Annotated in this window: 21 protein-coding genes; 10 read left to right on the top strand and 11 right to left on the bottom strand. The window is 65.8% G+C overall.

Going from position 1 to position 22,741, the window contains the following annotated elements; genetic code table 11:
* Window positions 1-13 precede the first annotated feature (13 nt).
* Window positions 14-1,804 (bottom strand): TRAP transporter fused permease subunit, encoded by a 1,791-nt coding sequence (locus Q1A53_RS01045; protein ID WP_299962097.1) that lies wholly within the window; start codon window positions 1,802-1,804, stop codon window positions 14-16.
* Window positions 1,805-1,810: 6 nt separating this feature from the next.
* Window positions 1,811-2,767 carry a TAXI family TRAP transporter solute-binding subunit gene (locus Q1A53_RS01040; protein ID WP_299962095.1) on the bottom strand — a complete coding sequence of 319 codons (957 nt, stop codon included), beginning with the start codon at window positions 2,765-2,767 and terminating at the stop codon, window positions 1,811-1,813.
* 199 nt (window positions 2,768-2,966) lie between these two features.
* Between Q1A53_RS01040 and Q1A53_RS01035 the strand changes: the two genes are divergently transcribed.
* From Q1A53_RS01035 to Q1A53_RS01025, 3 genes are all read left to right on the top strand, one after another.
* Window positions 2,967-4,367, top strand: a complete 1,401-nt coding sequence (locus Q1A53_RS01035; RefSeq protein ID WP_299962093.1) for a selenium-binding protein SBP56-related protein — start codon at window positions 2,967-2,969, stop codon at window positions 4,365-4,367.
* Between the two features lie 4 nt (window positions 4,368-4,371).
* Entirely contained in the window at window positions 4,372-5,028 is a 657-nt protein-coding gene (locus Q1A53_RS01030; RefSeq protein ID WP_299962092.1) for a hypothetical protein, read from the top strand.
* A 333-nt stretch (window positions 5,029-5,361) separates the two neighbouring features.
* Window positions 5,362-5,817 carry a hypothetical protein gene (locus tag Q1A53_RS01025; RefSeq protein WP_299962090.1) on the top strand — a complete coding sequence of 152 codons (456 nt, stop codon included), beginning with the start codon at window positions 5,362-5,364 and terminating at the stop codon, window positions 5,815-5,817.
* A 113-nt stretch (window positions 5,818-5,930) separates the two neighbouring features.
* On the opposite strand, the gene Q1A53_RS01020 is transcribed toward Q1A53_RS01025, so the two are convergent.
* Both Q1A53_RS01020 and Q1A53_RS01015 read right to left on the bottom strand, forming a co-directional pair.
* Window positions 5,931-6,686, bottom strand: a complete 756-nt coding sequence (locus Q1A53_RS01020) for a hypothetical protein (protein WP_299962089.1) — start codon at window positions 6,684-6,686, stop codon at window positions 5,931-5,933.
* Window positions 6,683-7,978 carry a hypothetical protein gene (locus Q1A53_RS01015; RefSeq protein ID WP_299962087.1) on the bottom strand — a complete coding sequence of 432 codons (1,296 nt, stop codon included), beginning with the start codon at window positions 7,976-7,978 and terminating at the stop codon, window positions 6,683-6,685. Before Q1A53_RS01015 ends, Q1A53_RS01020 begins: the two co-directional genes overlap by 4 nt.
* Before the next feature lie 209 nt (window positions 7,979-8,187).
* Between Q1A53_RS01015 and Q1A53_RS01010 the strand changes: the two genes are divergently transcribed.
* The 3 genes from Q1A53_RS01010 (at window position 8,188) to Q1A53_RS01000 (ending at window position 12,580) form a co-directional block, all read left to right on the top strand.
* Window positions 8,188-8,934: a hypothetical protein gene (locus tag Q1A53_RS01010; protein WP_299962086.1), complete on the top strand. Its 747-nt coding sequence runs from the start codon at window positions 8,188-8,190 to the stop codon at window positions 8,932-8,934.
* A complete protein-coding gene (locus Q1A53_RS01005; RefSeq protein ID WP_299962084.1) occupies window positions 8,927-10,489 on the top strand; it encodes a hypothetical protein in 1,563 nt (520 codons plus the stop codon). The genes Q1A53_RS01010 and Q1A53_RS01005 overlap by 8 nt, the downstream gene beginning before the upstream one ends.
* Window positions 10,490-11,374: 885 nt before the next feature.
* Entirely contained in the window at window positions 11,375-12,580 is a 1,206-nt protein-coding gene (locus Q1A53_RS01000; protein WP_299962082.1) for an alpha-D-ribose 1-methylphosphonate 5-triphosphate diphosphatase, read from the top strand.
* A gap of 299 nt (window positions 12,581-12,879) precedes the next feature.
* On the opposite strand, the gene Q1A53_RS00995 is transcribed toward Q1A53_RS01000, so the two are convergent.
* Window positions 12,880-13,695, bottom strand: coding sequence for a hypothetical protein (locus Q1A53_RS00995; RefSeq protein ID WP_299962081.1), 816 nt, complete (start codon window positions 13,693-13,695; stop codon window positions 12,880-12,882).
* A 376-nt stretch (window positions 13,696-14,071) separates the two neighbouring features.
* Between Q1A53_RS00995 and Q1A53_RS00990 the strand changes: the two genes are divergently transcribed.
* The gene (locus tag Q1A53_RS00990; RefSeq protein WP_299962080.1) at window positions 14,072-14,761 is read left to right on the top strand and encodes a hypothetical protein; all 690 of its coding nucleotides are present in this window, start codon (window positions 14,072-14,074) and stop codon (window positions 14,759-14,761) included.
* Window positions 14,762-14,827: 66 nt separating this feature from the next.
* Here the strand turns inward: Q1A53_RS00990 and Q1A53_RS00985 are convergent, their stop codons facing one another.
* Window positions 14,828-15,328, bottom strand: coding sequence for a c-type cytochrome (locus Q1A53_RS00985; RefSeq protein ID WP_299962078.1), 501 nt, complete (start codon window positions 15,326-15,328; stop codon window positions 14,828-14,830).
* Window positions 15,329-15,344: 16 nt separating this feature from the next.
* Between Q1A53_RS00985 and Q1A53_RS00980 the strand changes: the two genes are divergently transcribed.
* Window positions 15,345-15,779: a DMT family transporter gene (locus Q1A53_RS00980; protein WP_299962076.1), complete on the top strand. Its 435-nt coding sequence runs from the start codon at window positions 15,345-15,347 to the stop codon at window positions 15,777-15,779.
* Between the two features lie 28 nt (window positions 15,780-15,807).
* Here Q1A53_RS00980 and Q1A53_RS00975 read toward each other — a convergent pair whose 3' ends face one another.
* The 5 genes from Q1A53_RS00975 to proS form a co-directional block, all read right to left on the bottom strand.
* The gene (locus tag Q1A53_RS00975; RefSeq protein ID WP_299962074.1) at window positions 15,808-16,794 is read right to left on the bottom strand and encodes an Ldh family oxidoreductase; all 987 of its coding nucleotides are present in this window, start codon (window positions 16,792-16,794) and stop codon (window positions 15,808-15,810) included.
* Between the two features lie 64 nt (window positions 16,795-16,858).
* Window positions 16,859-17,542: an ABC transporter ATP-binding protein gene (locus tag Q1A53_RS00970; RefSeq protein WP_299962072.1), complete on the bottom strand. Its 684-nt coding sequence runs from the start codon at window positions 17,540-17,542 to the stop codon at window positions 16,859-16,861.
* Window positions 17,535-18,821: a lipoprotein-releasing ABC transporter permease subunit gene (locus Q1A53_RS00965; RefSeq protein ID WP_299962070.1), complete on the bottom strand. Its 1,287-nt coding sequence runs from the start codon at window positions 18,819-18,821 to the stop codon at window positions 17,535-17,537. Before Q1A53_RS00965 ends, Q1A53_RS00970 begins: the two co-directional genes overlap by 8 nt.
* A gap of 54 nt (window positions 18,822-18,875) precedes the next feature.
* Window positions 18,876-19,367, bottom strand: a complete 492-nt coding sequence (locus tag Q1A53_RS00960; RefSeq protein WP_299962068.1) for a DUF2937 family protein — start codon at window positions 19,365-19,367, stop codon at window positions 18,876-18,878.
* Window positions 19,368-19,436: 69 nt separating this feature from the next.
* Window positions 19,437-20,828 carry a proline--tRNA ligase gene (gene proS, locus Q1A53_RS00955; RefSeq protein ID WP_299962067.1) on the bottom strand — a complete coding sequence of 464 codons (1,392 nt, stop codon included), beginning with the start codon at window positions 20,826-20,828 and terminating at the stop codon, window positions 19,437-19,439.
* A 169-nt stretch (window positions 20,829-20,997) separates the two neighbouring features.
* On the opposite strand from proS, the gene Q1A53_RS00950 reads away from it, so the two are divergent.
* Complete coding sequence (locus Q1A53_RS00950; RefSeq protein WP_299962065.1) at window positions 20,998-22,065, top strand: AI-2E family transporter; 1,068 nt, start codon at window positions 20,998-21,000, stop codon at window positions 22,063-22,065.
* A 1-nt stretch (window position 22,066) separates the two neighbouring features.
* Window positions 22,067-22,735 carry a DnaA/Hda family protein gene (locus Q1A53_RS00945; protein WP_299962063.1) on the top strand — a complete coding sequence of 223 codons (669 nt, stop codon included), beginning with the start codon at window positions 22,067-22,069 and terminating at the stop codon, window positions 22,733-22,735.
* Window positions 22,736-22,741: the final 6 nt, after the last annotated feature.

Genomic DNA, 22,741 nt, shown 5'->3' with positions numbered 1-22,741 from the left:
CGCACACTCCCCGTCAGATCCAAAGCCCCACAAAAACAATGCCTGCCCCGGCGGCCACGAGCAACAGCCGGAGCGCGACTGAGCCGCGCCCGATCAGCCCGTAGGACAGGCAGCTCAGCCCCACCGCCATCCGCGCAAAGGCCAGCAAGGCTCCGCCGGGATCGCCCTCCAGCCGAATGAGCGCTGTGTTGGCGATCATCCCCAGCGGGATCACGTAGAGCCCTACGCCAAGCGCCATCGCCGTCAGTGCGACCCGCAGCCAGTTCTCGCCAATCATGCCCGCCGCGATGAATACAGCGCCACAGACCGGCGGCGTAATCGTCGAGAGCAGCGCGAACCAGAAGACGAAAAGATGCGCCTGCAGCGGTGCGAGCCCAAGCTCAATCAGCGCAGGCCCCGCGACCGAGACGCAGATCACATAGGCCGCCGTCGTCGGCACCTCCATGCCCAGCAGCAGGCACGCCAGCGCCGTCAGCAGCAGCGCCGGCCAGAGCGCCCCACCCGAGCCGGAGAGGATCACGGAGGTGATCTTGACCCCCAGCCCGGTGATCCCCAGCACGCCAATGACGATCGAGGCACAGAGGATGATCGTGGCGATCATCGCCACCTGTCGGCCCGCGCTCAGCAGCGCCTCCCCGCTGCGCGCCAGCCCCTGCCGCAGATCAATCCGCGGTGTCGCATCGACAAACAGCGCCGCCGCCCCCGCAAAGATCGCCAGAGCGGCAGCGTATTGCGGGGTGAAGCCCGCCCCGAACATCGCCCCCAGCAGCACTGAGAACGGCACCATGAAAAAGGCCGAGGTGACCCAGACCGCGCGGCGCGACGGGCGCTCCTCCTCGGGCACGCCACGCAGATCGTAGCGCTGAGCGTAGGCGTTGATGCCCATCCAGACCGTCAGGAAATAGAGCACCGCAGGCAGGAGCGCCGCTGCCATGATCTGCGCATAGGGCACCCCGGTCAGTTCCACCATCACGAAAGCGCCCGCCCCCATCAAGGGCGGCATGATCTGCCCGCCCGAAGAGGCCACCGCCTCCACCGCCGCCGCCAAGCGCTTGGGATATCCCAGCCGCGTCATGGCAGGCAGCGTGATGGCGCCGGTGGAGGCCACATTGGCCGAGGCAGAGCCCGAGATGGAGCCAAAGAGCGCCGAGGATAGAACCGAGACCTTCGCCGCCCCGCCCTTTAGCCGCCCCGCGGCAGCCGAGGCCACATTCATGAACCCCTGCCCCGCTTCGCCCGCGTTCAGCACCGCGCCGAAGATCACGAAAATCGCCACGACGCCGACCGAAACACCCGTCAGGCTGCCCCAGAGCCCGCCTTCGGCCACCACCAGCGTGCCCAGAAAACTGCGCAGCGGCGTGCCCGCGTGGCCGAACTCACCGGGGATATGCTGGCCGTAAAGCCCGTAGAGCAGCGCGGCCCCCGCCACGGCAGGCAAGGGCCAGCCGATCATCCGCCGTGCGCCCTCGATCACGATGACCAGCAACACCACCGCCAGCGCCACCTGAAAGCCGTCCTCCAGAAACCCGTACTGGTTCCGCAGCATCCGGTGGTTTACCGCGATCCACAGACAGCCCGTGATGCCGATGACCGCAATCGCAGCCCCCATCAGCAGACGCCACCCCGACACCCCGAAACAGAACACCCACGGCAGCACCAGCGCCATATGCAGCGGGCGGGCCACCAGATTGGGCACCAGCCCGGAAAAGATGAGCCCGATGTGAAACACCACGCTCAGCGCGCCGAGCGCAATCCAAAACCCGCGCGTCGCCCGCGCGGGCTCTGCCTGTAACACCTGCGCCATCGCGCTCTACATATCCGGGTTGCCGACGACCCATCCCATTTCCGCGTAGTACTGCATCGCACCTGCATGGACCGTGCCGGTGATATTGGCCAGCAACCCTTCGTCGACACCGCCCCACCAGGCCGCATCGCCCGCCATCTCGGCCTTGGTTTCCCAATAGGTCTTGGTCAACTGATAGGCCGTGTCATCATCCATCTTGGTGGTCGTGTAGGCTACCACGGGCAACGACGTGGTGGTGATGTCGGTCTCCTGCCCGGCATAGGTGCCCGCAGGGATCGTCAGCTCGGTGCGCTTCGACGCCGCGATCTGTTCGGCATTCAGGGACAGCACCGTGACACCGGTGGAGGCCGCCGCCTCGATCACGTTAGGCGCTGGCCAGGACCCCGCCGTCACGAACCCGTCGATCTGACCGTTCTTCAACGCGCCCACCGCATTCGACAGCTCCACATCGGCGATCTCAACCTTGCCCTCCAGACCAAAGAGCCCAAGGTATTTCGCCCCTTCGCGCGCGCCAAAGCTGCCACTGCCAAGCAGAATGGTCTTGCCTTCCAGATCCTCGAAAGAGGTCGCCCCGCTGGCCTCCGACATCACGAAATGCATGGTCAGCGACGGGATCGGAAAGAGCGCGCGGATCTCGTCAAAAGCCGGATCGCCCTTGCCCTCGAACATGGCCTTGCCACCCTGCGCCAGTCCGATCAGCGCGGGCGGCGTGGTGAACACATAGTCCCCGCCCCGCGCGCGCACCTCCATCACGTTCTGCACCGAGCCCTGGCTTTCCTCCACCGTGACGGAAATGGCCCCCTCGCTGCCCGCCTTCATGGCCTCCGCGATCTGCACCGCCATCTGGTAGTAGGACGAACCCACCTTGGCTGATTTATAGGTCACCCGGGTCTCCGCCCAACCGGATGTGGCGGCCAGAACCGCCGCCGCGGCCCCGAGGCCGATGGATTTCAACAAGGTCATAACGCCTCCCCTTTTTTCTGGGGCCGAGCATGTCCTGTCGCCGCAGCCGACGCAAGCCGGTCACGCCCCGGCCTCCGAGAAAATACTTGCAATGCCGCCAAAGCTGTCCTTCAATTGTCTTACATTTAAAGCACGCGCCCACGAACGAGGAAAAACCCGACGAATTGACCGGATAACGAAAGCACTGGGAGGAGATTTCGTGAACCTAAGACCTGACCCCACATTCCACGCAACACCGCAGCTTGCCATGCAGGCCCCGGTGGAGAATTTTGCCTTTACCGTCATGCTCAGCCCCGACGGCAGCCAGTCAGATGGCATCGCCGTGGTGGATGTGAACCCCAAATCCGACACCTATGGCCAGATCGTCCATCAGGTCATTGTCCCCTATCAGGGCGACGAATTTCATCATTTCGGCTGGAACGCCTGTTCCTCATCGCTGTCCCCGTTGACCGGGCACGCGTTCCTGGAACGGCGCTACCTGATCGTGCCGGGCATCCGCTCCAGCCGGATCTACATCATCGACGTCAAGGAACCGCTGGAGGCCAAGATCCACAAGATCATCGAGCCGGAGGAGATCTTTGCCAAAACCGGCTACTCGCGCCCCCACACGATCCACTGCGGGCCCGAAGGCATCTATGTCTCCACCCTGGGCGGTGGCGGGGAGGACGGCACCGACGGCCCGCCCGGCATCTTCATCATGGACTGCCAGACCTTCGAGATCGTGGGCCAGTACGAGATGGACCGCGGCCCGCAGGACAAACACTATGATTTCTGGTGGAATCTGCCGCAGGATTACATGGTCAGTTCCGAATGGGGTCTGCCGCCGCAGTTCGAAAACGGCATCGTCGCTGAGGATCTTCTGTCCAACAAATATGGCCATTCCATCCACTTCTGGGATCTGCGCGCGCGCAAGAACGTGCAGACCATCGACTTGGGCGAAAACCACCAGATGGCGCTGGAAATCCGGCCCGCCCACGATCCGGTGAAATCCTACGGCTTCTGCGGCGTGGTGGTGGATACCACCAACCTGCAAGGCTCGATCTTCACGTGGTGGCGCGGAGATGACGGCACGTGGCAGGCGAAAAAGACTATCACCATCGACCCGCGCCCCGAGGATGCCGAGAACCTGCCGGAATTGCTCAAGGGCTTCGGCGCCGTGCCGCCCCTGGTGACGGACATCGACCTCAGCCTTGACGACAAATACCTTTATGTCGCCTGCTGGGGTCTGGGCGAGATGCACCAATACGACGTCACCGACCCGATGAACCCCGTGCTTGCGGGCAAGGTGGAGCTCGGCGGCATCGCCCGCGGCACCAAGCATCCCAACGGCAAGCCCTTTGCCTACGGTCCCCAGATGGTGGAGATCAGCCGCGACGGCAAGCGCGTCTACTGGACCAACTCGCTCTATTCCACCTGGGACGATCAGTTCTACCCCGATGACGAGGGCGGGCAGATGGTCATGGCCAATGTGGGCGAGAACGGCGGTCTGGCCCTGGCGGAAGATTTCTACATCGACTTCCCAAAGGGCCTGCGCGCGCATCAGATCCGGCTCGAAGGGGGCGATTGCTCCACTGACAGCTTCTGCTACCCGAACGTCTGACGCGATGGATCCCACAACGCTGGCGGCCCTCTGGGGGGCCGTCATCCTCTCCGGTCTCTACCACGGGCTGAACCCCGGCATGGGCTGGCCGCTCGCGGTCTCGGCGGCGCTGTTTGAGCGGAGCGCCCGCGCCATGCCCCGCGCGCTCACAGCGCTCGCGGGCGGGCATCTGCTGGCCATGGCCGCAATGCTGCTGCCGTTCTCGTTGATGGTGGCGCTGGTGCGGTGGGAGATCGAGATCCGCATCGGCGCAGGCCTTCTGGTCATTGCTCTGGGCGTCTTCCTGCTGATCTACCGCCGTCACCCGCGGTTCCTCGCACGGGTCAAACCGACCCGTCTGGGCCTGTGGTCCTTTCTGGCCGCCGTGGCCCATGGCGCGGGGCTGATGCTGGTGCCGATCTATCTGGGGATCTGTGCCACGCTGGAAACCGATGCTGGCCACGCCGCCGCCGGCGCGCTGATGGCGCAGAACTTCACGCTGGCACTGCTGGTCGCACTCGCACATACGGCCGCCATGACACTGGCAGGGGGTGCGCTGGCGGTGGGCATGTATTTCTGGCTGGGGCTGAAGTTCCTGTCAAAGACGTGGTTCAACCTCGACATTGTCTGGGCGCTGAGCCTGGTACTGGTCGGCGTGATCGCCGTGGCCGAGGCGCTTTGATCTCTCCGGGGCGCCACTGACCCTTCGAACCTGAAGCACGGCCAGTCTAACGGATCACCATCCAGCCTCTCAGGCCCGCACGCCAACGCAGGTCCTGAACCACATGCCCGTGGCCGTTTCGTGCCGGGGTCACGGATCCTTTCACGATCAGCACCGCAGCCCTTTAAACACGGTTTAACGACCCTCGACTAGGATCGGCCCTGTCAATCCGACGACCCTGCCATGCTCACCCCTGTCAATGTCGCGCCCGCGGCGCCGGTGAACGCGCCCCAATCACCAGCTGCCCAGCAACAGGATCCGTCTCAGGTCGGAAAAAGAGAGTTTCGCTTCGTCATGGATCACGTCGTCGAAGATGGGAGAGTCGTCCGGATCGACGAGTCCGACCCATGGTACAACGTGCTGATCGCCCACGAGGTATCGGCGGAGGACGTCCCTGGCCTCAGTGACATGATCGCCAGAATGAACGAGACACATCTGCGATTGGAGTGGGAGGCATCGCCCGACGGGGTGGCCTGGCGGGCGGCGCAACTGGCCGAGCAGAATGCCCGTCCGGTGGAGCTTGCCGTCTACAAGGGCGACAGCATGGTCGCGTTCAAATCGGGCGGCTTCGCGTCGCGCGATGCGCTCAGCGGCATCCTGCCCGACAACTGGGACAAGATGGCGATCGACGACCTGAAAGACGCGCTCTACGCGCACCTCAGCTCTCCCGGCGCCTACAGGATCGTGACCAGCACCGATGGGTTGACCATGACCCACGGCGAGGCCGCCGAGATCTTCAATCGTGGATAGACGGCACTCATGACGGCACGAATGGCCCCGCCGGTGGCGCCTGTCCCCGTCTCAGGGCCGCAAACGCCAGATCCGGACCGGGCACAGAGACACCGCAGGCGCCACGGGCCCGGCTACTCCGTCACCACGTTCCACTCCGTCAACTCCTCCGCCGTCAGAATGTAGATCTCATCTGCGGGGGTGCCGAGCGCGGGCCCCATGATCCGCAGATCCACCCCCATCGCATCGAAATGCGCCAGCACCTCCGCCTGACCGCGCTGAATGTCCTCCACGGCGAGAAAGGCGGGCAACACCGTCGAGGTACCAAAGCTGTGCTGATGCACCCCCAGCCGCGCATCCCCCGCCACCGCTCGCGCGGAGCCTCCCACGAAGACATAAGGACAGGCGGACAGGCACACCGCCGCTGCCTCCAGCCGCGTCTGCACCTCCATCTCGCGCAGCACCCTGCCGATCTCCAGCGCGTCGGACACTGAACCGCCGGGGCTGTCGAGTGTCACGATCTGAGCGCTGGCGGCCCGCAGTTCCTCGACAATGCGCGCACCGTCACCCGGCGTGATCGCCCCGCGCAGGCGCAGGCCTGGCGCCCCGTCGATCTCGGCCCGTTCCGCCACCAGACGGCGCGGCATATCCGGCGACACGCCCGGTCCCGGGTTCGCCGGATCGCGCGGGCGATAGCGGCGCGTCTGGTCCCCGGGGCGCGTGGGCTGGTCCAGTTCCGGCTGGCTGGAGGGGTTCAGCAGGCGCGGAATGCTGGGCCCGATGTCGATGATGATCAGGCCGAGCGCCAGCACGATCTGAGCGCCCAGCAGCCAGCGCAGCACCCGCCCCGTGCTGGTGCCGTTCTTTTCCGGCGTGGCCGTCTCGCTCATTCCGCCGCGGCCCGGGGCGGAGCGGGCGGCTCCCGCTGGTCCTCCGGCCCGTCCTGCAGATCGCCGCCCGCCAGGCGCACGGCTTCGCCCAGTTCCGCGGCCTCCACCTCGCGCAGCGCCACCACCGCCGCGCGCAACTCCGCCACGGTCATGGCATCCGCGGGGCTGGCGGGTTCCCGCCCTGCGCGCACCGCCGCCTGTGCAACCGCGACGATCAGCACCAGCACCGCGGGCAGCAAATCAATCGCAATCGCGCCCGCCCAGGAGGGCACAAAGTTGCCCGCATACCGTATCACCGCATCCGCTGTGGAAATCGGCGTGTAGACGACCTCCGCCGCGGGCTCCAGCGCGCGCACCTCGGCGGCAGCAGCCCGCAAGGTCTCGGCCCGCTGCGCCAGCACTTCGAGCAGCGAGGTGATCGTCGCCTGCTGTGCCGCCTGCCCGCCCGCATTGCCCGCATCCAACCGGGGCAGCACCACCGATTGCGCCAGATCCCGCGCCGCGCGGTCCACCAGCGGTGCCACGGAGAGTTGCCGCAGCTCGGTGATCACCCCCGCCAAGCGCACTGATTCTTCGGAAAACTCCACCGCGCGCTCGTCCACCGGGCCGGAGGCCACGGTCAGAGCGCGCATCCGGCTGAGGATCGCATTGCCCTCGCCAAAGGCCGCCGTCACCAGAGGTTCCTGCTGACCGATCAGCTCTTCGAGCGCTGCCAACTCGTCGGATTTCTGCGTCAGCACCCGAAAGACCGCGCCCCGCCCGGCAAGCCCGGACAGACCGCCCACCGCCTCCTGTTGGGACAGATCCTCGAACCCCTGTCGCGTGCGGCCCACATCGAGCCGCAAGGCCTGAGCCTGCAACGTGATCTCATGGGTCCGTTCCAGCGACGCCTGATAGTCCTGCACCGTGCGCGCCAGATGCTGCTCAACCGCCGCAGACCCCGCGAGGGCGGCGGCATTCAGCCAGGACGACATGGCGATGATCGCACCGGAGCCAAGCGCCATGGCCAGCACAAGCCACAACCGCGTGGCCGCCGTGCGCATCGCAGGCACCAACCGCATCAGATACGACCAGAAAACGAAAATACCTGTGGAAACCGCCGCACTATAGGCCACCGCCGCAAAGAGCGACAAAGCCCCGCCGTCATCCAGCAGCCCCCGCACGCCCAGATAGGTGTAGATGCCCGAGGCCACCGCCAGCACGCCAAGCGCCGCAGAGGTGAACCCGTCCAGCCAGCCGAGATGTTCCTCGACCTCCCGCGCGTGACGCAGGCCCTTGGTATCTTTACCCATTCAAAACCCTCCACACCGTAGGATGGGCATCGCGACCGGGGAACGCAAGGGCGCGTGCTTGCGAACAACGCCTTCCGCCGCATAGACATGAACCGGCACTTGCCCACCCCGCAGCCACGCGCCACCAAAGGACCCGCCCGCCCGTGCACAGAACCGCGCAAAAGACCGTGCAAGAGGGCCTGCAAATCAGGCTGCCGAGGCCTGATACGGTGAACATCTACCACAGCGGCGCGCGTAATATCGGGGACCGGATGTGCGGCCCGGCACAGTATCTCTGGCCGGACCGTGTGGCCAATGTCACCTTCCGTCATCGCCTGTCGGCGGGGCAGCCCGCCATCATCGGCGGCGGTCAGGTCTGGGCCCAGACCCGCGAGATCGTGGAGAAGCATCACCGCACGCCCGGCACCACGCTGGTCGCCTGGGGGATCGCCCTGCCACCGCCCGGCAATCGGGACACAGAGGTGGCGGATGCGCGCGCGGGTCTCGCCCTGCTGGGCACCCGCAATCATCAATGGCACCGGACGGTGCGCTTTGTGCCCTGCGCCAGCTGTCTGTCACCGGTGTTCGACGACCTGCCCGCACCGCAGCATGACGTGGTCTGCTACCTGCACGCGCGGAAATCCCCGCTCGCCCCCACGGAGACGGACGCCCCGACCCTGACCAACGACACGCTGGATGCCGCCCGCGTCGCCCGCTTCCTCGCCTCGGGCGACACGGTCGTGACAAGCTCCTATCACGGGGTCTACTGGGCGCAGCTTCTGGGCCGACGCGTTGTCTGCCTGCCCTACAGTCGCAAGTTCGACACCTTCGAGCATCCTCCCACCATGGCCTGCGCTCGGACGTGGCGCGATGCTCTCAAGGACGCAACCGCCACGCCGCCGCTGCTGACGCGCTACAGGGAGATCAACCGCGCCTTTGCCCGGGATGTGGCGGAGGTTCTGTCGCGCCATGGCTGATCCCGCGCGCAAGACCGTCTGGGTGCATATCGGTCCGCATAAAACCGGCACGACCGCGCTCCAGTCCTATCTGCGCACGCAGGAGGCACATCTGGCAAAATCGGGCGTAGCCTATGTCAGCACGGATGAGACGCTTGCCGCGGCCCGCGATCTGGCCCATGGCCACTTTGCGGACGCTGAACGCAGGCTGGCTGGGATCGCCGCCCGCCTCACCGATATTCCCGTGCCGCAGGTGCTGCTCAGCCACGAGGATCTGGCAGGCAACCTGCCCGGGCGCGACGGCGGGCGTCGCATCTACCCGCGGCTGACCAAGAACCTGCGCATCCTGCGGCGTGCCCTGCGCCCCCACCGGGTAGAGGTCGTGTTTTTCACCCGGACCGAAACCGACTGGCTGCGCAGCTGCTACCATCAGCATCTGCGCTTCCGCACCCGCTTTGCCGATTTCGCCGCGTTCAAGGCCCGCTACGACGACAATTTCCAATGGGAACGAGCCCTCGCAAAGCCCCGGGAGTTGCTGGGCAAACGGCTCCACATTCTGCCCTATGGCACAACATCTGATGCGGGCACGCGAGCACTCCTGCAGCTGATGAAGGTCGAGCCGCCGCCCGGCGGGCCCGCGACCGCGCGGCGCAACGCAGCCCCCGCGCCCGAGGAAATCCGCGCGCTGGAGCGTATCAACGCGCTGTCGAGCTTTCCTGCCACGGCCTGGTTTGCCAAGACATTGATCGGGCGGCACCCTCCCGCCGCCGCTGCGCCTCGCTATCCGCCCTGGCCGCCTGATCCACCCGCCGCGCCCGCAACCGCCCTGCCTGCGCTGGCAGGGCGCGTGGGCGTCCGCGTCCGGTTCCAGGACTGCCCCGACATCCTGCCCGCGCCCAATGTGGATCTGGCCACGCTGGCCGACCGGCGCCTGCCCGACATGTCCCAGGCGCCCGAGATCAGCCGCCGCGACATCCGCGATCAGGCAGAGATCCTGCGCTATCATCTGCGCCGCAAGTCAGAGCTTGCGCATCTGACAGCGCTCACCATCAGCTATCTGCGCCGCGCCACACCGCATACCGACAAGGCGCGTGCCCTGTTTCACCGCATCTGGCACGAGCAGGGCCACAGGCTGATCAATGAGCTGTCGACGCGCTGGCTGCTCTCCACGCTGCAGACCTTCCTCGACCACGGTCAGACCGAAGCGCAGCGCGCCATCGGCACGGCGGGGTATTTCTACGGCAACATGCTCAAGACCTACGAGGCCGAACGCGCGATTGAGGGCCGCCCCGCCGATGCTCCCTACGAGGCGCTGACACCGCAGACCGACAACCGCTTTCGCGGGCTGGACAGATACCCCGTCGGCGGCTCGGATCTGATGCTCAACATGAACGCCCTGGCGCTGGAGCTTGCACAGCGCGACGACACAGCGGGCCTGGTGCTGCAGGAGTTCCTGCTCAGGGTCAAAACGGCTGAAACCGTTTTTTCGCGCCACGACCGTACCCGCTGGGTGCAACAGGTGAGCGTGGCCGGGTTCGAGGATGTCTGGGCCTTTTTCGACCCCTGGACCGCCTGAGCACCCGGCGATGCCCCCGCCTCCACTGCACGACAGATCTCACCAACAAGTCCGACCACAAAAACATACCTCATCGTATGGAAAGGCTGATCGACGACGGGCTTCGCCACCCAGACCGTCAGCACATCACCCGACCACCCATGCGTGGCGACCTACATCAGTGCCGACACCATCGATCATGGGACCCAACCCAACGCTGACACTGCGCATGGCACAGGTACAAACCGCGCTGAGACCTCCGCCCCTGACCTGCCGCAATCGTACCGACCATATTGCGGCTGCGAGGATGCGCATCACGGTCGCTCACCTCCAACCCGGTCTCTCGACAGGCTGAGCCAAGCCGCTACACGTCAAGACCGCGCGCCGACGCTCTGGCTGGGTGCGCCCTCGGCACCATGCAGACCGATTTTGATCGGGTCGCCAGCCCGACATGGCACAACGAAGAACCGACGATCTTGCGGCACCGGGGATCGGCGCGCCCAAAATTCTTGCAAGAATTTTGCCAAATTCCTTCCAAGGAATTTGCGCCCTGCACAAAACACCCGCCCTGTCGCCGACGTAACGCGCCGTCATCTGACGCCCGTGCAAGGGTCGGTCAAGGCGGCAGCGCTTCGCACCGTGCAACACCGTCCATTTGCCGACACCGCATGGCCACATCCATCCTCAAAAAACCCGGTCATCGCCAGCCGCAGGGGATCACAGCCCCCAACCGTCTCCACCTGACCTCGGGCACATCACCGCATCGCGCGGCCCGGTCAGCCCACCGGGACATCCTTGTTCTCCGGTCTGGAATGCCGCAAACTGGCCACCGGCGCGACAGAGGACACACGGCACCCGCCGCGCAACACTCGCCTTTCACAACGGAAAATCCGGATCACCCATCCCATGTTCACATTCGACGGCGCGCAGGTCTATCTGCCCCATGAAATCGCCCGAACCACCGTCACCGTCAGCGACGGTCAGATCGCACAGATCGGCGGACCGCCCCAGGGCACCGTGATCGACGCGCGCGGCCTGATCCTGGCGCCGGCCCTCATCGACGTGCACGGTGATGCGTTCGAACGTCAGCTGATGCCCCGGCCCGGGGTCTTCTTTCCCACCGATACCGCCGTCATCGACACCGACCGCCAGCTTGCCGCCAATGGCATCGCCACCGCCTACCACGCCATCACCCTCGGGTGGGAGCCCGGCCTGCGCGAGGCATCGCACGGCCGCGCGTTGATGCAGACGATGCGCGATCTGGCCCCCCGCCTCACGGTGGAGAACCGCGTGCAGCTGCGGTGGGAGACCTTTGCCTTCGAGGCGCTGGAGGTGATCGACTGGGCGCTCGGCGGCCCGCTGCTGCCATCGCTGGCCTTCAACGACCACACCTCCATGACAATGCGCGCCTACGATGTGACGGTGCAGCAGCGAGGCTTTGAGCTGTCGCCAGACTTTCCCACCGCATCGTTGACGGATGCGCGCATGACGGCCCGCGTGCGCACAAAGGCGCACCGCGCAGGTCTCAGCGTGGATGACTACATCACCCTGCTCGGTCAGGTCTGGGAGAGGCGCAGCGAGGTGCCGCAAACCATCGCCAAAGTGGCAGAGATGGGTCGCACCGCGGGCGCGCCGATGCTCAGCCACGACGACACCCGCGCCGAGACCCGGGCGTATTTCCGCAACCTGGGCGCGAATGTTGCCGAATTCCCCATGGTGCGGGAGGCCGTGGACGCCGCCCGGGCAAACGCAGAGCCGATCATCTTCGGCGCGCCCAATGCGGCCCGCGGCGGCAGTCACATCGGATCGTTGAACGCAGGCGACATGGTCGAAGACGGGCTCTGCGATGCGCTGGCGTCGGACTACTTCTACCCCGCCATGCTGGCCGCCATCGCCCGGCTCGCAGCGGAGCGTCGCGCGGAGAGGCACGCGCTCTGGTCGCTCGTCTCTGCCGGACCCGCCCGCGCCATGAATCTGCTGGACCGGGGCGAGATCGCTGTGGGCAAGCGCGCGGATCTCGTGCTGGTGGACTGGCCCGAGGATGCGGTGCCGTCAATCCTGGGCACATGGGTGGCTGGCCGCTGCGCCTACCGGGGGATGCCCGCGGGCTAACGACATCAAAGCACGGCACGCCCGCATCCCGGACGGGGCCCAAGGTGCCGCCAACGTATCCCATCCGCTGTGACACCGCCGGAAGATCGCCGGCCCAGATCCTCATTCCTGCGGCGTTGGCACGACGCACGGAAGGCAACCCTCACGACTGGCGTGACCGATACGTCATGAATCGCGACAGATCGCAACCGGAAATGATGGCGCATCAAAATCTCCGGAGGCGACCCTACGGCATCTTCACCTGCGCGCGGCACGGGTTGTCAAAGACAGCCCCGTGCACCGGGTGGCGCAGACCCGCCTCATTCAGCGGACGCCATCATCTGATCCGCCGTCGCGCCGCCGATCAAGACCGTATTTTCCAACTGCGCGATCTCTTCCAGATCCTGTGCGTACCGGCTTTGTAGCAGGCCTGTCAGCTCGGCACTGAACCGCTCGCGTACGAACATCCGCTCCAGCGTATCTTCCTGCAGGACGATCTGATCCACCGGTCTGGTGATCGCGCCGCGCCACGCCTCCCGGGCGTGCAGCAGGGTCATGGTAAAGGGCAGGGCCACCCGCGCCGGGTCCGAGAAATCCCACACCACCAGACGAAAAGCCTCCGACGCCTCGCGGATCCGCCGCACCGCCTCGGACCAGCTGGGGATACTGCCCGACACGTATTCAGACAGGCTGCCGGATCTGTGGGCGGCGTGCAGGCTGTGCAGATAGCGCGTCAGCCCGGTGATCGTCAGATGCAGCTCCAGCGGGCTTTTCTGAAAGGCCGACGCCAGCCGCTCCACCCGCGCCTCGGCGCCCGGCAGGATGATCCCGTCGCGGATCGTCGATTTCGCATGCGATAACATCACGTGCTGGCTGGCGCTGAGGTATTTGTACTGTCCCAGCCTGGCGCGAAACTTGTCCTGCTTGCGCCGCTCCGCCAGCGTGAGGTTGAAGTTCTCCTCACCGGTATTGACGAAGGATCTGAGATGCTGGCGGTATTTGTCGGTGGGCAGCACATGCAGATCACCATCGCCGCCGATCTCGGGCAGATCCGAGGCACGTTTGACCAGATTTGCGGCAAGACAGGGTGCGCCAATGTGAAACTTCACCTGCTCAAACTGCACGTCAATGATCATCGGCACTCCTTGCGGTCCGGACGACGGGGCCACCGCGCCCCGAATGCCTAGCGCAGTGCCGCGCCCGTGGGAACCGATCTTTGCGCCGGGCAGCGTCCGCCGGGGCGCAGAAAGCCTTAAGACATCTTGCCATCCGGTGACGAAACAGGCGGTTCCGGGGGAAGACCGACCCGCGCACCGACGCAATACCGACGTGTTACCGACACGATACCGATGCGCGCCGGGCCTTGAAACACTGGCTCTGCCGGGCCCGGGGTCAAGGGCGCTGGGCGCGCCCTTACCACCGTTGCGCGATCGGTGCGGTAACCTGTCGCTCACCCCGCGGCGCGGACGATTTCGACTTGATCCCGGTGTCGCTTTCGGGCTCCCTAGGGGTATGTGTCGAACACTGCTCTTTCTGCTCGTGGCGACGATGGGGCTGGCAGGCTGCGGCCGCCCCCTGACGCCGACCGAGACCGCCTTTGCCCGGACCATCCACGGGGGCACGCTCGATGTGTCCCGGGTGCGACTTTTGGATGGGGCACCGACCCGCGCCGTCACCTTTCAGCGCCCGGCCCGCCCCCGCACCACCTGCCGCGAGCGCATCCTGCCTCCGATCACCGACGCGGTGGTCACATCGAAACCTGCGGCTGTAACCGTCTGGAATCGCGTCTATTTTGACCGCGACTGGTATCTGGATGACTATCTGCCCGACTACCCCGACCAGATCGGGCTGATCGCAGCGATGCTTTTCGCGCATGAACTGGTGCACGTCTGGCAATGGCAAAACCGCAAGGTTACCGGCTACACGCCACTGCGCGCCGCGTTCGAGCACCGGGGCGCGGGCGATCCGTATTTGTTCGATCTGGAGACAGAACCTGTCTTTGGCGATTTCGGCTTTGAGCAGCAGGGGGCGATCATGGAGGAGTATGTCTGTTGTCGCGCACTCGACCCTCAGGCGCCGCGAACCGCGCGGCTGCACGCGCTGATCTCTCAGGCGATGCCCGTCTCGGAGCTGCCGCAAACCCGTGAGTTCGCCGTCGGGCTGCCCTGGGAGGGCGTCGAGATTGATGGCATCTGCCAGTGACGAATCATACCTATGTACATGATATATAGTATTTTTTCTAAAACGAAATGAGACGCCAGCCCCGCCTTACCGGATCTGCTGACTGTCGAGATATAGCAAAAGCGCTGCCATCGGCTCGGATGGTCGGAGCCGCACATCGCCGATCTTGATCCGCCGCCGCCGCTCACTTTCCAGACTCTGAAACCCGGCCATCCGGCGTCCGGGCTGGCCGCCCTTGTGATAGCCATTCAGCACCGCCAGCACCTCCCGCGCGGGAAAGGTGCCGCCCGCGTTGAGGGCAAGCACGCGCAAATCAGGCGGCGTCTTGCTCAGGCCCGGCACACTCGCACCGCCGCCCCCGCTGGCATCGCCGCCGTGACAGACGGCGCAATTGCCCAGGTAGAGCGCCGCACCCTCAGCCGTGAGCGACCGTTCGCCCCGGCCACAGGCAGCGAGCGCCAGCGCAATCGCCAGAAACATCACACAGACCCGGCCCGCCATCGCCTTCCCCGTCTCATACTGAACCACCGCGCCCGATCCCGCTTGCAGGAGGGCGGCGCGCCCGTCATGGTCACGCTGCAGGCACAATAGACCAGAGGTATGAATGGCCCCTTACGCCCTGACGATGTTGCTGGCCGGGATCGGCATCCCGGTGCTGGCAGCCCTCAACGCCGCCCTTGGCGCCCGCATCGGCTCGCCGGCGGTTGCAGCCACGGTGCTCTTTGCGGTGGCCTTTCTCAGCTGCGCGGTCGTGATGCTGGCGACCGGGTTTCACGCGCTCGGCAAGGTGACGGCCGCGCCAAAGCACCTGTTGTTCGCAGGCGTGCTCATCGCCTTCTATGTCTTGTCGATCACCTTCGTGGCACCCCGCTTTGGTGTTGGAAACGCAGTGTTTTTCGTGCTTCTGGGCCAGTTGATCAGTGCGGCACTCATTGACCATTTTGGCCTCTTTGGCGCGCGGCTCGCCCCTTTCGACGCCAGCCGTGCCCTGGGGATCGGGCTGATGGCGGCAGGCGTTTTCGTCGCTCAGAAAGTCTAGGCCGGAGGCCGTCGCCCCGCCCGGCGCGTCACCCCTCCGCCTCTGCCAGCTCCTGCAGCCGGGACCAGGTGCGCGGATCCACCTCCACCGTCTCGGCCATGGTCCGGTTCTGTCCCGGCAGCCGCGCACCGGGATCCAGCGCGACCGATTGGGCCAGGCTCTCCATCCTGCGGGCGAACTCAGGCGCTGTACCGGGGTCGATCAACAGGTAGAACTGGCCCAGATCGTGGTGCGGCCCGTCCGGTGTCTTGAGCGGACGCACATCCCGCGAGAGCGCCGAGCCCGTCATGCCAGCCGCCAGGATCTCTGCCATCAGGCCAAAGCCCCAGCCCTTGTAGCCGCCCACTGACACCAAGGCACCCGACAGTGCCGCCTCGGGGTCGGTGGTGGGGGCTCCGTCCTTGTCCACAGCCCAGCCCGGCGGGATCTGCTGACCCAGAGCCTTGGCCATGGTGATCTTCCCCAGTGCCACCGTGCTGGTCGACTGATCCACATGCATGGCAAGCCCCCCGGCACCGTCCGGGACGGAAAAGGCGATGGGGTTGGTACCGATCACCCGGGTCTTGCCCCCGGGAGGCGCGACGATCGGCGATGCGTTGGTAAAGCCCAGACCGATGCAGCCTTCGCGCGCGATCTGTTCCGTGAAATAGCCGAGCGACGTACAGGTGTGGGCGTGGGCAACCGCGAGACTGGCAGTTCCGTTCTGCTGCGCGGCCTCCAACGCCAGCCCGAGCCCCGCGTCAAAGGCCGGTTGCGCAAAGCCAAAGCCTGCATCCACGTGGATCGCACCGGCGCGCCGCGTGGACACCCGCGGCGTGACGTCTCCCAGCACCCGACCGCTCTGCAGCTGCAGGCAGTAGCTTTCCACGTAGTAGAGACCGCAGATCTTGTTGCCATGCCCCTCGGCGTCCCGCACCGCCCGTGCGACAGCCTTGGCCGCCGGGGGGGCAGCCCCTTGGGCCAACAGCGCCCGACGCGTCAGCGCCTCGATCTCATCCAGGGTATGATGGCTCATCTCTTTGTCCCGCAATGATCTTTTGCCGCTCAGGTTGGACGCAACGCGGTCGCGGCGTCAAGCATCATGCAGCGATCAGGCGGCCCGCCTCCAGCCGGATCTGGCGATCCATGCGGGCGGCGAGATCCATGTTATGCGTGGCGATCAGCGCCGATAGCCCGGTGCCCCGTGCCAGCCCCATCAGCGCCGCGAAGACCTGATCAGAGGTTGCCGGATCCAGGTTGCCGGTGGGCTCATCGGCGAGCAGCAGACGCGGCTGGTTGGCAAGTGCCCGGCAAAAGGCGACCCGCTGTTGCTCGCCACCGGACATGGCCGCAGGCCGGTGCTCGGCCCGGGCCTCCAGCCCCACATCGGACAAAAGGCTGCGGGCCCGCGTCTCCGCCGTGCGACGGGCCACACCATTGGCCAGCTGCGGCAACAGGATGTTTTCCATCGCAGAGAACTCGGGCAGCAAGTGGTGAAACTGGTAGACAAAGCCCACGTCCGTGCGCCGCGCCGCAGTGCGCTTTCCGTCCCCCAGATCGGTCATGTCGGTGCCGCCCATCGCGACACGCCCGGCATCCGCCCGGTCCAGCAGCCCCGCGATATGCAGCAACGTGGATTTGCCTGCACCCGAGGGGGCGACCAGCGCCACGATCTCGCCCGCTGCGATTTGCAGGTCAATGCCCTGCAACACGGTGACTTCTCCGGGCGTGCCACGGTTGTAGGACTTGGCAATCCCGCTGAGCTGCAGCACCGGCTCACTCATAGCGCAGCGCCTCCACCGGGTTCAGACGTGCCGCGCGCCGGGCCGGAAAGATCGTCACGATGAAAGACAGGCCCAGTGACAGGCCAACGGCGGCCAGCACGTCGCGCAGATGCAGCTCTGCGGGCAGCGCGTAGATCCCGCGGATCGACGGATCCCAGACGCCACCGCCCATGGCCACATTCACAAAGGCAAAAATGGGGTCGATATAAAGCGCGAAGAGCGCGCCGAGGATCACCCCCAACAGCGTGCCGATCAGCCCGGTGGCCGCGCCGCAGATGAAAAACACCCGCATGACGGATCCCTGGCTCAGCCCCATGGTGCGCAGGATGCCGATGTCGCGCCCCTTGTTCTTGACCAGCATGATCAGGCCAGAGACGATGTTCATCGCGGCAATCAGCACCAGAATGGAGAGGATGATGAACATCACGTTGTCCTCCACCTCCAGCGCGCGCAGAAATCCGCCCGAGGCGTCCTGCCAGGTCCAGACCTGCGCGCGATCCCCCGCAGCTTGCAACAGCGTCGGCGTGTAGGCCCTCACCTCTTCCGGCTCCTCAACCATCACTTCAATTTCGTCCGCTATCCCTTCGCGATTAAAGTAGGATTGCGCCTCTTCGAAGGGCAGATAGGCGCGGGTCTGGTCGATGTCATAGCGCCCGGCGCTGAAGATATAGGTGACGTCATAGCCGTTGATGCGCGGCGAGGTGCCAAAGGCTGTCTTGACCCCGTCGGGGGAGATCAGGCGGATCCGGTCTCCGACACCCACCCCCAGCGTGCGCGCCACACCGGAGCCGAGGGCGATGCCATTCGCAAAATCCCCGATGTCGCCCTGCGCCGTCTGCGGGTCGGCGATACGCGGCAGGCCAGCGAGGTTGTCGGCGCTGATCCCGAGCACTTCGACCCCCGCGTTCCGGCCCTGGTAGGCGGCCATGACCTGCCCCCGGATCAGCGGAGCCGCGCGCGTCACGCCCGGCACGGCGGCCAGCGCCTCCGCCCAGGTCGCATATTCGGGGATGGAGCGGTCGATCTGGCCGTTCGGGCTCACCTCGCCCAGAGAGTACACCGTGACATGCGCATTGGCGCCCAGAATGGTGTCCACGAACTCCGCGCGAAAGCCCGAGCGGACCGCCAGCGTCGCGATCAGCGCAAAGACCGCCAGCGTAATGCCGATCACGCTGATCCAGGTCATGGTGCTGACACCGCCTTCGGCGCGGCGCGCGCGCAGGTAGCGCCAGGCGATCATCCACTCGAACGGGGCAAAAGGGGCGGTCGCTTGAGCCATGAGGTATCCTGTCCGGTGGGCTTGCGCGCAACCTGATGCTTTGCCGGGGGAGGGTCAAGCAGGCTGTCTGCGCCGGGGTCTGCGCAGCACCGCCGCAGCCAGCCCGACACCAAAACAGCCGAGCGCGAAGCCGCCGATGGCAAAGAGAGCTGACGCCGTCGTCAGCGGCACCGCAGGCTCAAAGGCCTGCCAGGTGCGCAGCGCGATCTCCCGGTCGCTGAGGTGTGTGATCCGGGTGGCGCGCATGAACGGCCCCTGCCCCTTGAGCGCGGCCAGATCGGCGCGCAACCGGCTGTGCCGCGCGATGCTGCGGGCCATATCCGCGCGCCTGCGGTCGAGAAAATCGCTGCCCTTAAGCTGAGCCAGCGCCTGATCGCGGCTGAGCCCTTCGGCTGCGGCGGAGCGGTCGAAATCCGCCACCACCTGATGCAGCGCATCCACAGCACCGCCCAGCCGTTGCAGATACTGTTGCGAAAAGCTGGGGAACTGGGCTGCTGCAAAAGCACCTGTCAGCCCCGCTGCCAGCGTGATGGCGCGCAGGATCATGGCGAAACTCCTCGTCGCCCCCAAGGCAGCACCGTCAGCTTAGCAAACCCCGCGCCGCCGCGCAAAGGCTCAGATATAGGTGTGGAACGCGCGGCCGCCCATCATCTCCACGTGCTCGACACCGTGATGGCCGCTGTAGATCGCGGCTACCTTCTTGACCGCCTCTTCGGGCGGCAGTTCCTCGCTCTCGCCCGTGCGGCGGCTGGTCAGCTCCACCACGCCGTTCTTGAGGCCCCGCGGCCCCACGGTGATGCGCCAGGGCAAGCCAATCAGATCCATCGTGGCAAACTTCGCCCCTGCCCGTTCGCTGCGGTCATCGTAGAGCGGCTCCAGCCCCAGAGCGGTCAGGCTCCGGTAGAGACTGTCGCAGGCCGCGTCGGCTTCCGCATCGCCCTGTTTCAGGTTGACGATCCCGCAGTGAAAGGGCGTGACACCCTCGGGCCAGATGATGCCCTTGTCATCGTGGCTCGCCTCGATGATGGCGCCGACCAGACGGCTCACACCGATGCCGTGGCTGCCCATATGCACGGGCACGGGCTTGCCATCGGGACCTTGCACGGTCGCCCCAAGGGGTTCGGAGTATTTGGTGCCGAAGTAAAAGATCTGACCCACCTCGATGCCACGGGCGACCTTGCGGCGCTCCTCGGGCACCTGCTCAAAAAGCGCAGGGTCGTGGGTTTCATCGGTGCGGGCATAGCGGGAGGTGAACTCCTCCAACACGCCCGCGCATTGCGCCACGTCGTCATAGTCGATCTCGCGGTCGCCGAAGCTCAGATCGGTCACGGCGCTGTCGTAGAAGACCTCCGATTCGCCCGTCTCCGCCAGCACCAGGAATTCATGCGTATCATCCCCGCCGATGGGGCCGCTGTCCGCCCGCATCGGGATCGCCTGCAGCCCCATACGCTCGTAGGTGCGCAGGTAGCTGACCAGATGACGGTTGTAGGCGTGCAGCGCGTCTTCCTTAGTCAGATCGAAGTTATAGCCGTCCTTCATCAGGAATTCGCGGCCCCGCATCACGCCGAACCGAGGACGCATCTCGTCACGGAATTTCCACTGGATGTGGTAGAGCGTCATGGGCAGGTCCTTGTAGCTGCCCACGTGGCTGCGGAAGATGTCCGTGATCATCTCCTCATTGGTGGGACCAAAGAGCATATCCCGGTCCTGACGGTCCCGGATGCGCAGCATCTCGGGGCCGTAGGCATCATAGCGCCCGCTTTCGCGCCACAGATCAGCGGGCTGCAGCGTCGGCATCAGCATCGGGATATGGCCTGCGCGGACCTGCTCTTCGTGCACGATGTTCTCGATCTTGCGCAGCACCTTGAAGCCCATGGGCAGCCAGGAATAGATGCCTGCCGCGCTCTGTTTGATCATGCCCGCGCGCAGCATCAGGCGGTGGCTGACGATCTGCGCCTCGGCAGGATTTTCGCGCAGCACGGGCAGGAAATAGCGGGACAGGCGCATGAGAGATCCTCTGGCAGGTGATTGGCCCCCTGATTAGGCCAAAGCGCTGAGGCCCGCAATCGTGAAACCGGGCTGTCATCAGCGCCCAAACCCGCCAATCTGCCGCACTGACCTTGCAAGACCGGCCCGCATGCGCAATGTGGAAAGAAACGCCGGAGCGGAGCACCACATGGCCCTGCCAGTTCACAAACAACTGCTTTACTGGGGCATCGCTGCGGCGGTCTTTGTCGGGCTGCTCTGGGCGCTTGGTCAGGTGCTGCTGCCATTCATTCTGGGCGGGGCCATCGCCTATTTCCTCGATCCCGTGGCCGACCGGTTCGAACGGCTGGGGTTGAGCCGGGTGGCCGCGACCGCGATCATCACCATCGCAGGGTTGCTGGTGTTCGTGCTGATGGCGCTGCTGGTGGTGCCGATGCTGACCAATCAGGCGCTGCAACTCGTCAACGTGGCCCCTGAGTATGCTAAGAGCATCACCACCTTTCTGACCGAGCGCGTGCCCTCGCTGCTCGACGCAGGATCGACCCTGCGGCAGTCCATCGGGCAGTTGGGCGAGACGATCCAGAGCCGCGGTGCGCAGCTGCTGGAGACGGCACTGGGCTCGGTGGCGTCGCTGCTCAATGTGGTCGTTCTGCTGGTGATCGTGCCGGTCGTCTCCGTCTATCTGCTGCTCGACTGGGACCGCATGGTGGCCCGCATCGACGAGTTGCTGCCCCGCGATCATGCGGACACCATCCGCCAGCTGGCCCGTGACATCGACGCCACGCTGGCGTCCTTTATCCGCGGCATGGGCACGGTCTGCCTGATCCTTGGCACCTACTATGCCATCGCGCTGATGATCGTTGGCCTGCAATTCGGCCTCGTGGTGGGATTCATCGCGGGGCTCGTGACCTTCATTCCCTATCTGGGCGCGCTCATCGGCGGCGCCCTGGCGATTGGCCTCGCGCTCTTTCAGTTCTGGGGGGATTGGGTCTCCATCGGGCTGGTGGCAGGGATCTTCGTCGTGGGTCAGGTGGTCGAAGGCAACATCCTGACGCCCAAGCTGGTCGGCGATTCCGTGGGTCTGCACCCGGTCTGGCTGATTCTGGCGCTGTCGGTCTTCGGGGCCGCCTTTGGCTTTGTGGGCATGCTGGTCGCCGTACCTGTCGCCGCGGCCCTGGGAGTGATCGCCCGGTTCGGCGTGACACAGTACAAACACTCCCTGCTCTACCGCGGCACCTCCGAGGCGGACGGGGACTAACATGCCCGAACAGCTTGGTTTTGACCTGCCGGGCATCCCTGCCCTGGGCCGCGCCGATTTCCTCGTCGCCCCCTCCAACGCCGTCGCCGTGGCGATGATCGACAGCGATGATGCCGACCGGCTGGTGCTGATCGGACCAGAGGGCGCGGGCAAGACCCATCTCACCCATGTCTGGGCCGCGCGGACCGGCGCAGGGATCGTCGCGGCGCACAGCCTGCAGAACGCGGATGTGCCCGCGCTGGCCGACGGCTGCGTCGCGGTCGAAGATGTACCGGGGATCTCCGCCGAGGCTCAGACAGCGCTCTTTCACCTCCACAACCTCGTGCTGGCCAACGGCAACCGGCTGCTGATGACCGGCGAAGGCGCCCCGCGCGACTGGGGGCTGACCCTGCCCGATCTCGCCAGCCGGATCGCCGCCGCCCAGATGGCCGCGCTGGAGCCGCCGGATGATACACTGCTCGCTGCCGTGCTGGCCAAACTCTTCGCCGACCGGCAGCTGACGCCCAAGGCGGATGTGATCCCCTATCTCACGGCCCGCATGGACCGATCGTTCGCCGCTGCACGTGATCTGGTGGCGCGGCTTGATGCGGCATCGCTCGCCCAAAAGCGCCCGGTGACCCGTCAATTGGCCGCCCCGCTGCTGGACAAGGTGAAGCCCGCCGCGCGATAGTGTCAC

The organism is uncultured Roseobacter sp. (assembly GCF_947496515.1).
Classification (GTDB): domain Bacteria; phylum Pseudomonadota; class Alphaproteobacteria; order Rhodobacterales; family Rhodobacteraceae; genus Roseobacter.
This window is presented reverse-complemented; position numbering and strand designations above follow the sequence as displayed.

What these genes read in the sequence shown, in the direction of transcription:
- Q1A53_RS01045 (WP_299962097.1), bottom strand. Translation starts at nt 1,804, where the DNA reads ATGGCGCAGGTGTTACAGGCAGAGCCCGCGCGGGCGACGCGCGGGTTT.
- Q1A53_RS01040 (WP_299962095.1), bottom strand. Translation starts at nt 2,767, where the DNA reads ATGACCTTGTTGAAATCCATCGGCCTCGGGGCCGCGGCGGCGGTTCTG.
- Q1A53_RS01030 (WP_299962092.1), top strand. Translation starts at nt 4,372, where the DNA reads ATGGATCCCACAACGCTGGCGGCCCTCTGGGGGGCCGTCATCCTCTCC.
- Q1A53_RS01025 (WP_299962090.1), top strand. Translation starts at nt 5,362, where the DNA reads ATGGATCACGTCGTCGAAGATGGGAGAGTCGTCCGGATCGACGAGTCC.
- Q1A53_RS01020 (WP_299962089.1), bottom strand. Translation starts at nt 6,686, where the DNA reads ATGAGCGAGACGGCCACGCCGGAAAAGAACGGCACCAGCACGGGGCGG.
- Q1A53_RS01015 (WP_299962087.1), bottom strand. Translation starts at nt 7,978, where the DNA reads ATGGGTAAAGATACCAAGGGCCTGCGTCACGCGCGGGAGGTCGAGGAA.
- Q1A53_RS01005 (WP_299962084.1), top strand. Translation starts at nt 8,927, where the DNA reads ATGGCTGATCCCGCGCGCAAGACCGTCTGGGTGCATATCGGTCCGCAT.
- Q1A53_RS01000 (WP_299962082.1), top strand. Translation starts at nt 11,375, where the DNA reads ATGTTCACATTCGACGGCGCGCAGGTCTATCTGCCCCATGAAATCGCC.
- Q1A53_RS00995 (WP_299962081.1), bottom strand. Translation starts at nt 13,695, where the DNA reads ATGATCATTGACGTGCAGTTTGAGCAGGTGAAGTTTCACATTGGCGCA.
- Q1A53_RS00990 (WP_299962080.1), top strand. Translation starts at nt 14,072, where the DNA reads ATGTGTCGAACACTGCTCTTTCTGCTCGTGGCGACGATGGGGCTGGCA.
- Q1A53_RS00980 (WP_299962076.1), top strand. Translation starts at nt 15,345, where the DNA reads ATGGCCCCTTACGCCCTGACGATGTTGCTGGCCGGGATCGGCATCCCG.
- Q1A53_RS00975 (WP_299962074.1), bottom strand. Translation starts at nt 16,794, where the DNA reads ATGAGCCATCATACCCTGGATGAGATCGAGGCGCTGACGCGTCGGGCG.
- Q1A53_RS00970 (WP_299962072.1), bottom strand. Translation starts at nt 17,542, where the DNA reads ATGAGTGAGCCGGTGCTGCAGCTCAGCGGGATTGCCAAGTCCTACAAC.
- Q1A53_RS00965 (WP_299962070.1), bottom strand. Translation starts at nt 18,821, where the DNA reads ATGGCTCAAGCGACCGCCCCTTTTGCCCCGTTCGAGTGGATGATCGCC.
- Q1A53_RS00960 (WP_299962068.1), bottom strand. Translation starts at nt 19,367, where the DNA reads ATGATCCTGCGCGCCATCACGCTGGCAGCGGGGCTGACAGGTGCTTTT.
- proS (WP_299962067.1), bottom strand. Translation starts at nt 20,828, where the DNA reads ATGCGCCTGTCCCGCTATTTCCTGCCCGTGCTGCGCGAAAATCCTGCC.
- Q1A53_RS00950 (WP_299962065.1), top strand. Translation starts at nt 20,998, where the DNA reads ATGGCCCTGCCAGTTCACAAACAACTGCTTTACTGGGGCATCGCTGCG.
- Q1A53_RS00945 (WP_299962063.1), top strand. Translation starts at nt 22,067, where the DNA reads ATGCCCGAACAGCTTGGTTTTGACCTGCCGGGCATCCCTGCCCTGGGC.